Below are 16,888 nucleotides of genomic sequence, written 5' to 3' on the forward strand. Positions count from 1 at the left end.
GCGTGAATACAGGAAGTATCAAAACGCCCGTGGAGCATCAGGTCGAATGGCTGGCCCAGGCCTGGCTTTCCACTCTGCAAAATCCGCAGATGCGCCTGCTGACGATCCGCAGCCGCGATGATGCGCGGGCGGTGGCGCAAACATTTCTCGCCCTGCAGGAACAACAGCCGGGAGAACACGGCATTCCCGACCTTTTTGTCACTTTCACCTGCCCTTTTACCACAGGTTACGACTACAGCCAGAGTCTGGTTGATGCGCTGATCGGAAAATATCAGAACAGCGACGCCGTGGCGTCGTACTGGGAAGCGGAAAAACGCCCCGTAACGCAGGGGGCGGAAACCCTGTCCTGCTTTCAGCATTTTGCATCGCATCACCGCGCCAACTTTCGCTATCTGGCCGTGATGCTCTCCCCCGAATCCGTCAGCGATAGACAGCTATTCACCCGCTGGATCGGCGACATTGCCAGCACTGTTCCGGACAACATTCGTCTGGTTTTCTGCGACACCGACGTTCAGCCGGAGTGGCAGTTTTTGCTGGACAAACATGCAGCTCACGCCGGGCTTATCACGCTGCCCACCGATGGGCTGCAACTGATGCGCGAAACTTATTACCAACAGGCTGCGGGAGAACGCGACGCGGATGCCGGCCGTTACCGCTCCCTGTTGCTTGACTGCTTCATTCTTCTGGAAAAGGGAACGCCCGCCCAGCTCACTCAGCGGGCGGAACAGGCACTGAGCCTCGCCGGCAAAAAGGGATGGCATGCGCAAAGCGCTATCGTCCACAACATGATCGCCGGTGGTCATCTGAAGGCCGGCGATGCGCCCAAAGCCATTGCGGCTTATCAGGAAGCCCGCCGGTGCGCACAGGCGATTCCACAAGCGGACCAGCGCCTGCAACACCTGATGCAGGCCGATTTCTCTCTTGGTGGCGCTCACTACTCGGTCAACGCATACCAACAGGCCGCACGGGCCTACACGGATGCGGCAAACTGGGCGCAACAGGCCGGAAATGTTTATTACGCCATTGACGGCCACCGGATGGCAGGGCACTGCCACCTGCGCCGGCATCATCCGGATGACGCCTCGGCGGCGTTCGCCCGGGCAATGCAGTTGGGTAAGTCATTGCCGGCTGGGCAACGCCTGGCGACGACGCTGCCGTTCGTTTTCCAGGAATTACTCCGCCTGCACGACGCCCCACGCACCGATGCGCTGAGCCAATGCGCAGAGAAACATAAACAGCAGGACTGCAACCTGCTTACTGCGGCTGACGAACGGGTAAAACATCTGCCTGCCCCCATCAGCGCAGATGACATTGATGCGGTGAACAAGCAACTGCACAACGGGCAAATCGCGCTTTTCAATCAAACCCGCCAGCATCGCGAGCAGTTAATCCTGAAAGGCAATACGGACTTCAAGAATACCGTCGCTATGGCGCGGCAGTATCTGCACGAAGGCTGGAACGGCTTGCCGGATATTCCCCACCCGCTTGACGCCCCATACCGCACCTGGACCGCGATGCCCAACTACCTGGCTCAGCCGGAAAATAATATGGCAGATTCCTTTATTTCTCAGCATCACAAGGATGGTTCTTTATCATGAAATCAAAACTCCTGAGCGTAATCACCGTTGCCGTCGTACTGATGCTGTTTGTCTGGGCCTCCGACGGAGATTTTGCCACTGAGGCGCGTAATTTCATGCGGCAGTTATTGCGCGCCGTCTTCTGAGGTGTGAGATATGGCCCACTCCAGCTCGCACTTTGATCCCCAGCTCGGCATCGATCTGCACTTTTACCTGACGCCTCCGGCCACGCCGATACCAACGCCGCATATCGGGCTGGTGTTTGATCCTATGGAATATGTTCCCATTTTAGGTTCAAACGTTCACATCAACGGCCGTAAACGCGCCACTGCCGGTACCGGCGGTTATTGCGTCCATATTCCGGTTGCCGGCGTGTTTACCCCGCCGCTGTCGATCGTGATGGGGCCGCAGAAAGATGACGACATATTTATGGGCAGCCGGACGGTGTCGGCCGGCGGTGAACCGTTCTCACGCATTGGGGTTCCCACCCTGAGCTGCAATTTCATCGGGTTGTTCCCTCCGCCGCGCGCTAAAAAACCGGAAGCTCCCGGCGGATCGCCGGTAATGCCGCTGACTATCAACATGGCCATTCCCAATGCGGTGAACGTCGGCGGCCCGCTGACCGTTAACCTGATGGCGCTGGCGATGAGGACTGCGTTTTGGGGATTCTCGCACTTTAAGCAGTCCAGCCTTTACAGCAAGGCGATGGACAAGTTCAAGAGCCTGCGCCAAAAGCTGTTTGGTGGTATGCCTGAAGGTTTCCTCAAGTGTAAGATCCTGCGGGCAGAACCTGTAGATATCCGCGATGGCAGCGTGGTGGTCGAACACCTGGACTTTTCACTACCAGGCCGTTTTCCACTGACATGGGCACGGCATTATCGTTCATCGAATGATGATAACGGCGGCATATGCGGCCATCGCTGGAAAACGCTGGCGGATGCTGAACTTCTCTGCCTTCATGCAGAAGATATCGGCTGGCTCAATCTGCCAGACGGGCTTTACGCAATTGCCGAGCTGCCGAAACAGCCCGGGGAAGCATATGCCCGGCCGCTTTTCCCCGCCGGCGGCCGTATCTGGCGTGAAGAAAAAACACGGGACGAACAATACTGGATCGTCGAAGAAGATGGGGGAACCCGCTATCACTTCGCGATTCCCGTTTCCTCCCATAAACAGGATACCCCCCAACCGCTGCCAATCAGCGCCGTAGGAGACCGGCATGGCAACTGCTGGTCATTTGTCCGCCATCAGGGAGCGCTGACGCGGTTGTGCGAGCTGACGCATCTCGGCCCGACGGGCAGAGAGATCCTCTGTACTTTGGAGGATCAGCGCATAGTTGCCATGACGTTGTATGATACGCACCAGGAACGTCAATATCCGCTGACCCGCTACCAGTATAACGGCGGCTGCCTGAGCGCCGAGATCGACGCCCAGGGCAATGCCCGCAGCTACCGTTATGATCAGGGATACATGACGTCACACAGCGATCGCCTCGGGCTTACTTTTTACTATGAGTATGATGAGCGCTGGCGGGTGATCCACGCCTGGGGAGACAACGGTCTTTATGACTACCGGTTTACCTGGTGCGATCTGCTTGATGAGGTGGAAATCGTTGATTCCCTGGGGTACCACAGCGTCGTCAAATTCAACACGCTGGGGCTGCCCATCTGCGAAACCGATCACGAAGGCGGCACAACGACCTTTGTCTATGACGACAACGGGATGACCCGTCAGGTGATACTGCCTTCGGGCCGGCGCTATCAATGGGAATACGATGAGTTCGGGCGCATTACGGCGGAAATTTCGCCCTCCGGACAGCGCTATAGTTTCAGCTATAGCCTACAGGGATGGCTGCTGCAATCGACCGATGCTACCGGCAGCACCTGGACACAGACGTTCGATGAAGCCGGTAACCTCGCTACGCAATGCGATCCGACGGGAGTGCAAAAAAGCTTTACCTACGATGCCTTTGGTCAGCCGATCCAACTCCAGACAGACGGAAATAAAATTCATCATGTGCTTTATGACGCCTATGGTTTTATCCGCGAATACCGTATGGCCGGCATGGCGACAAACCGTCTGGAAAACAACATCTACGGCAATCCCGTTCACGTCGTTGAAGATAATGGCCGGCAGATTCGCTATGTCTGGGATAACAAGCAACGCTTGGTTGAACAGCAGAGCAACGACGGTTCCCCGCTGTTACGTATTACCTATGACAAAAACGACAGACCCGTTATTTATCAGGAAGATGGCGGCCGCAAAACGCGCCTGGGTTACTCAGGCACGGGAACAATCGCCACCTGCCAAACGCCAGACGGGCATCAGCTCCATTATCACTACGATACCGAAGAGCAGCTTATCGGGGTCAGCAATCAGCTGGGGCAACGCTGGCAATTAAAACGCAACTATCTGGGCCGACTGGCGGAAGAAACGGATTACTGGGGCCAAACCACATCTTATCATTATGATGCCGACGGTAATCTTCTCTGGCGGATCGATCCGCTCGGGCAGATCCTGCGCTATCAGTACGATCCCGATGCCAACCTGACGGCCAAACTGCCTGCCGAAGGTGATACGCCGCTGGTAACCTATCGCTATGATGAATGCGGACGTTTAATACAGTGTAATAACCGCCACCGGCAGTTGTCATGGGAATACGATGCCGCAGGCCGCGTGCTGCTTGAACAGCAGGATCATTACCGCCTGCTTCACCGCTACAACCCGGCAGGCCAGTACATTCGCCGTGAAAGTAACGCCGGACACAGCGTTGACTATCAATACAACGCGTTCGGGCAAATCGCCTCCGTTACGCTTAATGATGCCGTGCCAATCCAGCTTCAATATGATGAGCAAGGCCGGCTGGTGCGCCAGCAGTTGAGCGAGACGTTATTACGCGAATTTGACTATGATCCGGCCCAGCGCCTCACCGCCCAGAAAGTGTTGCAGCAGGAGCAGCCGCTGTTCGCCACGCGTTATCACTATGATCAGCACGGCAACCTGACGGATCGCTACGATTCGATTGACGGGCATTCCCGGTTTACCTATGACCCCATTGGTCGCCTGCTGTCGGTAATGGAGCCGGACAGTGACATCCGGCGTTTTGTCACGGATGCCGCCGGTAACTGCATGACCAGCACGGTGCAGGCCGTCGATGACACGCCGACCGGTTGGTATCGCGAAGGAAGATTCGCGCAGTCCCGCTATATCTACGACCGGGCCGGAAACCTGCGCCAGCGACGCGTTCTCACACAACCGGACAGCAAGCAGGACCTGGTATGGGATACCGAACACCAACTGGTTGAGGTTCGTCAGAATGGACAGCGTGTCAGCTTTGGCTATGACGGATTAGGGCGCCGGGTATTTAAACAAAGTGCACAAGGTGTTCACGTTTTCTTCTGGCAGGGACATGCGCTGAGCGGAGAGATGCGCAGTGAGGCAGAACTTCCTGAAAGCGAATCGGTTTACGACCTGGCGACACCTATTTTGCGTAAGCTGCTGCTGGAGCCTTTGCTGACGGAAGTACGGGAGTACGTCTATCATCCCGGAAGTTTTCAGCCTTTTGCCCTGCTGGAGCAACGCCAGGGAGAAAAAACGAATTACCTATATGACTGCGATCCGAACGGTGCGCCTATCCGACTGATTGATACGGAGGGAAAGCTGGTTTGGCACCACCGGATGGAAGCCTGGGGAAAACCGGGGCCGCAGTTGGTGAATCAGGTAGAGAATCCGCTGCGTTTTCAGGGGCAGTACTATGACAGCGAAACCGGGTTGCATTATAATCGGTATCGTTATTATGATCCTGAGTCCGGGACGTATATTAGTCAGGATCCGATAAGATTATCGGGTGGAGTAAACGTTTATGCTTATGTTCTTAATCCATTAGGGGAGATTGATCCACTCGGGCTAAGTAGCTGTGAGCTAGGCAAAAGTATGGGTGCCAGGACAGGTGACGGAATGTCTAATCACCATCTTATCCCAGAAGAGTTAATGAAAGATGACAATTTTAAAACCATGTTTGATCGTCTTAAGAAAATTGGCTGGAATGGTGACGGAGCATCTAATGGAATATTTTTGCCTGGGTCACAGGATCTTTCCGGGAAGGTAGGACTTCCCGGACACTGGTCTAATCACAATAGATATACCGGGGCAGTAAGAAATAAGTTATCTCAACTCGCAAGTCAATCCGGCAGCCTGAGCGATCTCCAACTCGCGCTGGGGATTAAAAACATTCAGGATTGGGCCAGAGAAGGACTTGAAAGTGGAAGATTTAATGTTGACCCTAACACTGGAAGATTAATATGAATGAGCCAACAAAGAATTACTATATTATTCAATACTCCCCCGATGATGAAGGGGTACCTCACTTTATGGATAAAACGTGGACTCCAGCATTACCTGGTTACGATATTTATACAGCTCCACCTCATCAAAATGATTTTGCAAAAAAATACGCTCTAAAAGCAAAATCATATCAACTTAATGGTGATTATCTCCTTAACGATAATTTGGTGTCACATGAATTTATAGAACTATGCAATAGTTTGAATGTAAACTTTTTTTATATTCCTACTGATGTGCAATTGCTAAGAAGTAAAGTCCCATCAAAAGAATATTATTTATTCTTTCTTCTCGACTATTTATCTATATTAGATCAAAATAAATCTATTTTTACTATATCTAAAGACATTAACTCTGGGAAACTTAACACGCCTGAAGATAAAGGGTTAAATAAAACATATTATGACGCCATTGATTTATTCCATATTAAAGACGATGTATCAAAACACTTATTCTTTTGTCAAGAAATATCCCAACCAGTATGTTCCCAAGAATTTAAAGTGAAATTTGAGTCTCTTGGATTAAAAGGCATCGAATTCATATTAATAGATGATAATTACAAGTATGATGCTTGGGAAGGATGGTAGTTTTATATCTTATCCTATTTATGGGTGAAATTGTCTTCAGTGCCCGCATGAGTAACACTGATATTAGTTATCCTCTCCCTACATTGACCAGTAATTTATTCCCCGCTCACGCGGGGAACACATCGGCATCGCGCAAAATTGTGAATCGGACGACGGTTTATCCCCGCTCATGCGGGGAACACCGGCTTAGTGAACACAGCAGCGGCTACTGCGGCGGTTTATCCCCGCTCACGCGGGGAACACGGGTATGGGGCATCACCGGCGGAAATCCACCATCGGTTTATCCCCGCTCACGCGGGGAACACGTTGAAAATGGAAACGTCGTCCGATTCATAATCGGTTTATCCCCGCTCACGCGGGGAACACTATGACCAATCAACAGCATTTAATAAACTAGCCGGTTTATCCCCGCTCACGCGGGGAACACATTATCAGGCACTTGCTAATCGTGTCGGTGTGCGGTTTATCCCCGCTCACGCGGGGAACACTAGCGCGCCACTTTAAAAGTTTCGTTTAATTGCGGTTTATCCCCGCTCACGCGGGGAACACTATCGCCGGCCACTTTTCAGTCGTTTTCGCCACGGTTTATCCCCGCTCACGCGGGGAACACACACGCGAAGGGATCGTGATGGTCCACACCCGCGGTTTATCCCCGCTCACGCGGGGAACACTCTAAATCTACCCATTTGATTTTAAACAGGTTTAACCCTCTACAAAAATCCACCAAAAATCCCACGTTATTAAAGAACGCTAACTTATTGATTTTCCTGAGGGAGAAAAGAAACCAAACGCAAACCATCCAGATCCACCGGAATACGGCGATTTTCACCGTAGGTCTGAAACTCAAACCCAGATTCAGTGTTCGTTGCCCAGGCCATAACAACATTTCCTTGCTCAGCCAACGTATCCACCTGTTCCCAAATCATCTCCCTTACCCGCGCGGAGGTATCGCCAACATACACGCCGGCCCGAACCTCCAGCAGCCAAACCGCAAGCCGCCCTCTGAGGCGGGGAGGAACATTCTCCGTCACCACAACCAGCATGCTCATATCAGCTACTCCTGTGCCCCGCTTCACCCAAACTGACTGGCTCAGGAATCGCGATTGGCTGAGCATCCGCCGGTGGCGCCGGCGGCTCTATTCCTCCGGCAGACAGCACGTCTTCAATCAGCGGAATCAGCTTTGCCAACGTTTTATTGCTGCGGAAAATTTCCCGGCAGGCAAGACGAACCTCCCTGTCCGGGTTTGTAGGGCAGCGGCGCGCAATCTCAAACGCTTTCGGTACTACGGTGTCAAATTTGATGATATCCGCGATGTCATAAATGAAAGAGAGCGGCTTGCCTGTATGAATAAATCCTATCGCCGGTGCGTAGCCAGCCGCTAACACCGCCGCCTCTGTCACGCCATATAAACAAGCCGTAGCAGCGCTGATGCACTGATTAACCGTGTCGCCCTGCTCCCAGTCCTTCGGATCGTAACGACGGCCATTCCATTTCACGCCGTACTGTTTGGCAAGCAATGCATAGGTTGCCCGGACCCGGCTCCCCTCAATACCCCGTAACTGCTCTACCGAACGCCGGCTCGGCGCTTCTTCACCAAAACGCAGCTCAAACATCTTACGCACGACCTTCAGCCGCAGCTCTTCATCCAATGCCAGCTTCGCCTGATAAAGCAATTTGTCCGACCGCGCGCCGCCCGGCTGGCCGGAGGCGTATAACCTCACCCCCGCCTCACCGACCCAAACCAACAGCGTTCCCACCGTCGCCGCCAGACGGATCGCAGCATGAGAAACCCGCGTTCCCGGCTCAAGCATGATGCAGGCAACCGAGCCCACAGGAATGTGAGTCCGGATGCCCGTTTTGTCGATCAAGACAAAAGCCCCGTCAATAACGTCAATTTGACCGTATTGCAGAAAAATCATAGAAATACGATCTTTCAGCGGGATAGGGTTCAGCGGAAGATAGGCCATCAGCCGCTCCGTCTTACCATCAACAGGCCACATCCCAGCGCCTTGCTTTTACCAATGCCTTTCAGCAACGCCTGCTCAAATTTCTCCGCATCCGTCACCGTTAAACGCCCGGCATAATCCGCACTGCTAAAGGCAATGCTGTTTTCACCTTCACGCCGGATAAAACGATGTTGATCATAAGCCCTCAGATAAGGCTGCTGAAATATGGCCCATTCGTCCTCAGAAGTCGATTCCAGCTCAAATCCATGCTGCTCGCCTTGCCTGGCGAGCCATTCACATGCGGCCTGCTCCTGCAATCCCCACCATTTCGCCGGATCGATACCCTGCGCTTTAGCCTGAAACTTGGCGTCCATCAGCACGTCATAGCGTTTTTTCCGCCGCACGAGTACCGGATTGGCACGCAGTTGAAACTCCAGCGTCATTCCGGCAGCAACATTCGGCCGGTAAGGTTTCGTTTCGACGGTGAACAGGTCATGCTCCGCCAAGGGCGGAACCTGGGACAGGACATAGAAACACTCCCCCGCTTCTTCACGGAATAAGAAGGGGCGCTCGGTGTGTTCAGGGAACAACTGCCACAGCCACTGGTGCGCGACATAGGGCTGGCTGTTCCCCCATTTATGCAGCATTGCCGGCGTCAAACGGCTCAACACCAGCCTGATACGGGATAAATACATCAACCACCCTCCCCCAGCCTTCCGTGAAAACGTATGCGATCGCCAAACTGCCAGCGCAGACGGCTGACAGGCTGGTCGGCACATTTGTGCTGCCCGTATACCGTAATACTCATTTCTTCGGGATCATCCCAGTAACACTCGGGGTTAGACGTTATCAGCGAAGCCAACCCGGGAGCTCTAGGATCAGGCAACTCCCGCTCGGCCTGACGAAATGCTTCCGCCAGCGTTCCGTGAATGATGCGGGGTGACAACGGCAGCGCCAGCGGGCAGGCTTTACGCCCCAGATACAGCGGAAAATGCGGCGCCACAAGCGCCTCAGATAACGCTTCCAGCGGCAACACCGCCTGCGGCGTTTCTTTCAGCGCAATGTGGTAATAAGCATCACAACGGTATTCCCGCTGCGTGACGATGGTCCCCACCTCTTCCGGCGCAAGCCGTAGCTCATCCCGCCGGGTCGCATAGGTCCGCTTTTTATTCTCCCGCGGTATCATCACCGTATGGTAATCACGCAACCAGGACTCCTGACGGGAAAGAGCGCGAACGGCAACGTAGTAATGTTGGTTAAACTGATTTAAGCGCGCTTCCTCTTCTCTTTTGATACCAACCGCCGCAGCCAGCAATCCGAGCAAGGCGGAACGGGTGGGAATCGATGAAGAGTGACGAACCTCGCCTACCGCTTCTTCGCCCCAGGAGGCAAGAGGCGCGTAAAGTTGGAAAACCAGATATCGCGTCATAGTTCCGTCCCTTACTGGCAAATGAAATCCAGCAATCCGGATAACGACCCCGTTTCTTTGACCAGCTCGCTTTTTACCGGCTCAACATTCAGTACGTAACGCGACTGCGCGCACTCGCCGTAAGCGTCATCAAACCGGAGGCATTGCTGCTCAAGGCGCTCAATCGCCTGCTGAACCTGATTGTCGCCCCGAACAGGCTGAAAAAAGGCCACGGAAAGTGAACGCGGCTGCTTATCTCCCGACTCCGCCAGGGCGTAGGTGGCATAAGCTCGCGAAGCAAAGCTGTTCTGCTTACCGCCGGGCGAAACCGTAAGCGCGGTTTTGGCTAATGCGGCCAGCGTGCGCTTCATTAATTCCTCATCGCCGCCGAGGTTCTCCAGCAGCAGGTCGCGGCTGATACAGATGTAGGTATAAAACAGCGCAGAGGCGAACCCCTGCTCTCCCATATGTGCGGAACCGGCGTCTTCTTCTTTCTTATTCAAATCATCAACGGCGGTAAAAAAGTCATCCTCTACGGTCACGGCACTAACGCCCAACGCATGCGCAACCTGGCAGGCGGCTTCCACATTAAAGCCCGGCTCGGAAGCCAGCATGCGGCCAAACAAGGCAATATCGACGCTGCGATCCTGCTTTCTTAACAAATTCAGTTCATCGTCATTAGGCTCGCGCTTCTCCGCAATCAAGGTTGCAACAAGTTGTTCAATAAGCTCTTTTTCATGATGGCTAATATGAACTAACTGTTCGATATCCAGATTGCTTAAAGGGTTCTTTGCATTTTTATCACTCTTCAATTTACCGAACCGCTCAGCAATTTTCCCTGCCGCACTCATAGCCAGCTTCTCCGCGATACCGGCCTTTACCATTGGGTCATACACATAGTCACGCCCAATCCGGCGTGTACGCGTGCCGATTTCCCCCGCCAAAGAAGAAGAAAACGTATCGGAAGTACGCCAGGCACGTTTCAGGCTTTGCGACGACACGCGCAGGCGTTCAAAGCCCCCCATCCTGGCGGTTTTTGGCCGTCCGGTATCATCGCGGTTCAGGTTAGACGGGGGATAAGCGGTTAACAGGTGCAGTTGCAGAAAAGTGGTCATGTTTAAGTCCTTATAAAATGAAAGCGGGAAAGCTATTTAGCTGTAGAAATATATTCATTGGCCCAACGGATCTTATTGCGGGAAAAAGGATCGATATTCTCAGGCTGGTGCTCTTCCCGCGCCTGCCATTCACGCGCCCACAGGAAAATACCGTCGGCCAATGAAAGAATATTTACCCCTTCCGCTCCCCGTAGTTTCACGGCGCGGATAAGTTGCCGGCAAAATACGTCAGGTTCTTCCGCCTGCTGCAAACGATCGAACCGCAACGCCGAAAGGCAGGTGCGACCTTTGATTTCCTCTCCCAACTGAGCGGCAAAGCTCCTCTTACCGGAACGGTTATTGGATTTGGCATGAACGGCAACGGAAACAAACAATGCCAGCGCCAGTCGATCAATATCTTTCAGCGCCATCTGCTTACCCAATTGCCCCATCAGGGCATGATATCCCTCGCATAACATGACGCCATAAGGAGGCTCCGCCCGGCGCAGTTCCGCCCGCCAGGCCCGGCCGTTGACATGCACGCCGCCAAAACGTTTGTCCCGCTCCTGCAACGCATCAAACCAATCGTTCAGAACCGTTCTGGCATTCTCCGAAACAAAGATCTTTTCCCGTGCGGTATCGGTGTTAAACATGCGGTTCCGCCGCAAGTTTTAAGATTTCTTCACGTAGTTTCTGCTTTTGGTAATCCCGCCCCAGGTTGCTACGCGCCTTAAGTTGGCGACGCAGAACAGCGCTGTCGCGATCCGGATCGGAAAACACTTCCCGGTCAAAAACCGTGAAGAGATATTTTTGCAGGTTATATTCCCACTCCCGAATGGCCTGACGCGTTTTCTGATGCGCCCGCTCTGGGTCTTCCGCCAATATATTCAGCAGTTGTTTAAACGCGCCTTCTGTTTCCGGCCAGTAGGAAATATCCAGCGTACTGAAATCCCCTTTCACTTCACCGGGCGAGGCAAACAATGCTGACTTCAAATGATTTCTCAGCAATGACAGGCCGCTAATGCTGAACGCGACAATGTCTTGCAACACGGCCTTCAGCATCTGCGGATTCGGAGTATTCACGACAGGAACCCGGTGCTGATACCAACAACGCGCCTTGGCGTTGTCCATATCGTAGGCAAAACACCACAGCCCGGTTTTTATCCTTAACCGGCGATCCGCTTGTGCACGTACAACGCCAGCCGGACGGGTCTCGTTAAATTTATCCTCGCTTTGCAGCGACAGCCCCAGCCAATCCTTATAGCTAAGCCCACCCGGTTGCCCCTTCAGCGACAGCCAGGGCGCTTTTTCATCTTTCAGGGCCTTACGATAAGGCGACAGAGGGTGAATCCAACCGTCATATTGCACGCCATAGTTTTTATTTCGCATCTCCAGCAGGCAGGCATCATGATGTTCCCCGCAGAGATCGCATCGTCCGGCCTCCGTTTTACCGTAATCAATTTCAATCCGGCGCGGCATTCCCCAATACGCCTGCAATGGGTGCGAATTTTCCGGCGTTACGCTGTTGCCGGCTTTTTCACTGGTTTTCGTCGCCGCAAGCCAGGGGAAGATCAGCGGGTATAGCGCAGGCGCAGGTTGCTCCTCTTGTGGTAACACGTTCAGCCATAACTTCTTCCATAATGGCAAACGCGAATCTTTCTCTTCCGGTACCACCAGCGTCGTTAATGGCCCGCCGCCCCGTAACCCCACGCGATACCCTGCGCCGCCTGCCGGGGAGTTGGTTTGTACGGTAAACAACGCCATCACCGCACAATGCGGGCACATGCGCTCGTAGCAATGACGCTTTATGAAGTGATCTTTGTTGAGTTTAAGCGTGTTACCGCCGGGGGCGTCGATTAATAGGCCGGAAATAGCATTGTTTTCACTATCCAACGGCTCATAGCTTTGCAGGAATGCAGGCTTCTGTGCGCCAAACTGCATTGCCGGAGAGATTGCCGCAAGCGCCTGCTGCCAGTGCTCTGGCGAAATGCCGTCCTGCCAGACATCACGCCATGCCTCTTCATCTTCCGGCGCAACCGTGCTCTGCAACAAGCCGATGAGAAACTGCCAGGCCGCGCCCTGAAAATCCGGGCGGGGGTAAGAAACGTCAAGGATGTCATCATCCCACAACTGCAACGGTGATACTTTCTCCTGCTGGCCTGTTGATTTGATAACAGGAATCCAGCATTCGGTGGTTAAGTCCATTTTGTACTCCCGTTAAAACTGGTCTCATTCTTTAAGCCAGTGACATTAGGAACATATGAATTGACTCATCAAAAAATAATTACTGCTAAAGAACCTGGTCGCTACTTTAATGGCAACAGGCATTTTTAGCACAGGCCCCAATATCAAAATTCCACTGAACATATATCAATCAGAAAATTTAATCAATTGATATAATACTTAAGAAACGAATTGTATTTTAATTAAAAAATTTGACTCATATTGTATTTAAGAACAAAAACAATAAGCAAACATGATATTTGTGACTTGTATCACTTAAATTTAACTTATATCATGATAGCGAAATGCATAAATGAAAATATAATAATTACAGCGAATAAATAATAAAATTGACGCCTACAGTGACAGAACCTTAATCTTGAAATAAACCCATTAAAATATATCATTATACGTAACGCGATTCTCACCCATTATATTTAAAGCGTATAAAACACATTTCTAATTTATTAAACAAACACTATACATCTGCAAATTAAATTATAAATGTCTTTTTCCTTTCAAATGTCTCTCCGATTGTCTATTAAAATAAAGAATACGTCAGGAGATAGTAAATCCTTACTTAGTATTTTCTTTAGAAATGTTTCCCGAACGGACAATCCGACACACTGTCCTCAGGACTGCGGGAAACTTACACTACCTCTTTTATCCCTTCTGAAGGCAGAACCGTTTTTACTTTCGCTTTCCTGTTTTGCAAAAGCATGAATTTATGTTCAAATGCTTTCGTTATGTGCGACCAGCATCATGATAAGTTCTGACAGCTTAAGAGGATGAATGATATAGATATTCCCTTAACGCAGAGCTCTATGGCTGGCTGGATACATTACAATCTGTCGGTGCCTGATACGCCGTTTTCATCCCGCTGATGAGTGCCCTGGAGCCTTTCCAGGTCACGAGCTTCAGGCTATTACGCACCACGTGGATAATCCACAACTGAATGTGGGCTTGTGATTCCGGTCTCGACGCTCAACTCGGCGGATACCCTCACTCACTACCCTGTTTCTCCCCCAATCAACCCAAACGCCTTGCCATAATACGCATCCTCCCCCGACACCAGCAGCACCTGCGCAGCAGGCCGGTGTATCTGCTTTCTGAAGCGCTCCAGTAACTCTTCATCCGGCACCACAAAACCCCCGGCATGCTTTTCCCACCAACGTTTCCTGACCTGTACCTTACTCCGCTCCCAGCTAAACGCCCCTTCCCCGGCATAAGGCAGCAACTCACCATCCTCACCCCAAAACGCCAAAAAGACCTCTGCGCTTTCCTCACTCAGGCGTGTGGAAAGCTCCTTCATCTCACTCCATAAATAATCGCTGGCATTACGGTCATACCCCTTCTCCCGCAGTAATAAATTCTGCTTCGCCGCCGCACGATGACTCAGCACCTGCCCAAGAACACCATCCGCAATCCCCTGCAACCCCGCCGGCGCTTCAATGCCTTCTTCATACACGCTTTCCACCAGCGTACGCGCCTCCTCCGGCATACGGATTCCCCCCTGCCGGCGCAAAATCGCCTGCGTGCGCCACAAGCAGGCATGGTCAGCATACACATAACCGGTTCCGCGCAACGTTTCGCCCAGCCAGCCCGGTTGTGCGTTTTCCTGCCACTCCGGCGCCAAAACATGCAGCACCGGCGCCGCTCGCTCATCAGGCAGCCCGGTCTTAAGCTCCCCGCTGCGTTTACGGACATGCCGCTGTAAGCGGCCGGCACGCTGAATCAGCAGATCGATCGGAGCAAGATCCGTCAGCATATTATCCATATCAATATCAACGCTCTGCTCTATAACCTGCGTGGCAATCAATACCTTTCCGCGCCGTTCATCCGCCGCCCCTTCTTTCCCAAACCACGACAGCGCCCGCGCCTCAATCGCCATACGATCGGTAAAGGCAAAACGGCTATGAAACAGCAAAATATCCGCCGCCGGGATCTGCCCTGCGCTAATCAGTTGCCGATAAACCGCAATGGCATCGTCAACGGTATTGCGAATCCAGCAAATACACTCACCGGCCGCGACGGCCTGGTAAATCAGCGCCATGCCCTGCTCAATGCCGGTTATCCAGTTCACGGCCACCTCGCGCTGCACTTCCCGGCGGGTATCGATACGCGTCTCCTGCAACGTCTGCGACGTCAAATGAGAAACCCATGGATACCCCGCCTGCGGCAGCGGTTCAACGCGGGCAAAACCAGCCCCGGCCGCAAATGCGCCGAGCAGCTTCTCCCTCAGGGAAGCATTCAGCGTCGCACTCAGAATAATGGCGCTCCCGCCCTGCGCAGCGTGGAAAAACAACAGCCCTTCCAGCAGACGAATCATGAACGCATCGTACGCATGCACCTCATCCAGCAACAGCACCTTGTCACGGATTCCCAGCAGTCTCAGTGACTGGTGACGAAACGGCATCACCGCCATCAGCAGCTGATCCAGCGTTCCCACGCCCACCTCAGCCAGCAGCGCTTTCTTACGTGAGTCAGCAAACCAGGCGTTGCATTCCGCGCCGGCACTGACATCCTCCGGCCCATAAGCCGTCTGCCCGTCACTTTGTTCATGCCAAACTGAATCACGAAACGCCTGCGACATATGACGCCCGCCGTGCGCCAGCACCAGAGAAGGTCGATCGCTCTCCCGAAACAACACGCGGTACGCCTTCGCCAGGCGCTCAAACATTGCATTCGCCGTTGCCATCGTCGGCAGCCCGACGTAAAGCCCCGACGCCTTCCCCTGCGCCATCAGCCGGTGAGTCAAAATCATGGCGGCTTCGGTTTTCCCCGCGCCGGTCACGTCTTCAAGCACCATAAGCTGCGGCCCCGGCGCAGAGATATCCGCCTCAGCGGCATAGCGTTGCAGGGGCGTCGGTTGCTGAATAAAGGGAAAGAGCGCCTGGTAACCGGTGTAATCACTCACACAGGAAACCGGCGGCAGGGAGGAAACGAGAGCTTCCGCCGTCGCCAGCGCCTGTTGCCAATACGCCCGCAGCGGCATCTTCTTCGCCACAAAAGGAAAACGCGCCTGATCCGATCCCATCCAGTCAGCCAGCGTCATCATTCCCGCAAGCTGCCAGCTCTGGCATTTAAGCTGCTTGCGCCACGCTTTATCTTTCCATGCCACCGGCCAGGCAGAGAAAGAGAACAACTCCCCGATGGCAATCAGGTAGGCGCGCGCCGCCTCAATATCCTGCGCGGAAAACGCCAGAATCCCCGCATCGTTGCCCTTCTCCGGCGGCACGCCATGATGCCCGGTGCTCACCTGCATCCAGACATCCATGGTATCCAGAAAGCGCTCGCAATCGGCGTCATCACAGGCCGGCAATATAGCGCAATCCCCCTCCAGCCAACGCTGCGACAGTTGCTCCCGCCACAACCAATACCCCAGCGAGTCATGCCGCAGCGTATAAACAATTCCCGCCGGCACCCGCACCAGGTCGGGAGAGTTATGCGTATACTGCGCCTGAAATCCCCCGGCAAACTTACCGATATCGTGCACGGCAAAAAGCCAGGCTATCCAGCGCGCTCCGTCCTCGCGGGAGAATCCCAGCGCTTCCAACCCGTCGCCGCTGCCGAAGCGGTTTTCCATCACCATCACATAGCCACACGCCGCCACATCCAGGCAGTGATAGGCCAGCAGATGAAACGCATCCCCGCCCTGCTCCGCATCAGAGCGCGCTTTTCCCCAATAACGCAGATAGTCCGGCATTATCCCGC

General features: G+C 53.3%; 12 protein-coding genes and 1 CRISPR repeat array. Of the genes, 4 read left to right on the plus strand and 8 right to left on the minus strand.

Annotated elements, in window-relative coordinates; all coding sequences use genetic code 11:
• The first annotated feature begins 2 nt into the window (after window positions 1-2).
• The 4 genes from C8D90_RS10245 to C8D90_RS10255 are packed head-to-tail and all read left to right on the plus strand — an operon-like array spanning window position 3 to window position 6,502.
• Window positions 3-1,598 (plus strand): tetratricopeptide repeat protein, encoded by a 1,596-nt coding sequence (locus C8D90_RS10245; protein ID WP_147291350.1) that lies wholly within the window; start codon window positions 3-5, stop codon window positions 1,596-1,598.
• Entirely contained in the window at window positions 1,595-1,723 is a 129-nt protein-coding gene (locus tag C8D90_RS22395) for a hypothetical protein (RefSeq protein WP_260503133.1), read from the plus strand. The genes C8D90_RS10245 and C8D90_RS22395 overlap by 4 nt, the downstream gene beginning before the upstream one ends.
• A 10-nt stretch (window positions 1,724-1,733) precedes the next feature.
• Complete coding sequence (locus C8D90_RS10250) at window positions 1,734-5,879, plus strand: RHS repeat-associated core domain-containing protein (RefSeq protein ID WP_115458349.1); 4,146 nt, start codon at window positions 1,734-1,736, stop codon at window positions 5,877-5,879.
• Window positions 5,876-6,502: an imm11 family protein gene (locus tag C8D90_RS10255; protein WP_115458350.1), complete on the plus strand. Its 627-nt coding sequence runs from the start codon at window positions 5,876-5,878 to the stop codon at window positions 6,500-6,502. Before C8D90_RS10250 ends, C8D90_RS10255 begins: the two co-directional genes overlap by 4 nt.
• Before the next feature lie 92 nt (window positions 6,503-6,594).
• A CRISPR array of direct repeats spans window positions 6,595-7,173; the repeat unit is 29 nt; unit sequence CGGTTTATCCCCGCTCACGCGGGGAACAC.
• An 84-nt stretch (window positions 7,174-7,257) separates the two neighbouring features.
• Here C8D90_RS10255 and cas2e read toward each other — a convergent pair.
• The 8 genes from cas2e to cas3 form a co-directional block, all read right to left on the minus strand.
• Window positions 7,258-7,551, minus strand: coding sequence for a type I-E CRISPR-associated endoribonuclease Cas2e (cas2e, locus tag C8D90_RS10260; protein WP_115458351.1), 294 nt, complete (start codon window positions 7,549-7,551; stop codon window positions 7,258-7,260).
• 1 nt (window position 7,552) lies between these two features.
• Window positions 7,553-8,470 (minus strand): type I-E CRISPR-associated endonuclease Cas1e, encoded by a 918-nt coding sequence (cas1e, locus tag C8D90_RS10265; protein WP_115458352.1) that lies wholly within the window; start codon window positions 8,468-8,470, stop codon window positions 7,553-7,555.
• On the minus strand, window positions 8,470-9,144 hold the full coding sequence (gene cas6e / locus C8D90_RS10270) for a type I-E CRISPR-associated protein Cas6/Cse3/CasE (RefSeq protein WP_115458353.1): 675 nt from the start codon (window positions 9,142-9,144) through the stop codon (window positions 8,470-8,472). The genes cas1e and cas6e overlap by 1 nt, the downstream gene beginning before the upstream one ends.
• A complete protein-coding gene (gene cas5e / locus C8D90_RS10275) occupies window positions 9,144-9,878 on the minus strand; it encodes a type I-E CRISPR-associated protein Cas5/CasD (RefSeq protein ID WP_115458354.1) in 735 nt (244 codons plus the stop codon). The genes cas6e and cas5e overlap by 1 nt, the downstream gene beginning before the upstream one ends.
• Window positions 9,879-9,889: 11 nt before the next feature.
• A complete protein-coding gene (cas7e, locus tag C8D90_RS10280) occupies window positions 9,890-10,972 on the minus strand; it encodes a type I-E CRISPR-associated protein Cas7/Cse4/CasC (RefSeq protein WP_115458355.1) in 1,083 nt (360 codons plus the stop codon).
• A 32-nt stretch (window positions 10,973-11,004) separates the two neighbouring features.
• Window positions 11,005-11,604 (minus strand): type I-E CRISPR-associated protein Cse2/CasB, encoded by a 600-nt coding sequence (gene casB / locus C8D90_RS10285; RefSeq protein WP_115458356.1) that lies wholly within the window; start codon window positions 11,602-11,604, stop codon window positions 11,005-11,007.
• Window positions 11,597-13,156, minus strand: coding sequence for a type I-E CRISPR-associated protein Cse1/CasA (gene casA / locus C8D90_RS10290; protein WP_115458357.1), 1,560 nt, complete (start codon window positions 13,154-13,156; stop codon window positions 11,597-11,599). The genes casB and casA overlap by 8 nt, the downstream gene beginning before the upstream one ends.
• A 1,027-nt stretch (window positions 13,157-14,183) precedes the next feature.
• Window positions 14,184-16,880 (minus strand): CRISPR-associated helicase Cas3', encoded by a 2,697-nt coding sequence (cas3, locus tag C8D90_RS10295; RefSeq protein WP_115458358.1) that lies wholly within the window; start codon window positions 16,878-16,880, stop codon window positions 14,184-14,186.
• Between the last annotated feature and the right edge of the window lie 8 nt (window positions 16,881-16,888).

This window comes from Enterobacillus tribolii, assembly GCF_003363015.1.
In the GTDB taxonomy this organism is placed as follows: Bacteria; Pseudomonadota; Gammaproteobacteria; order Enterobacterales; family Enterobacteriaceae; genus Enterobacillus; species Enterobacillus tribolii.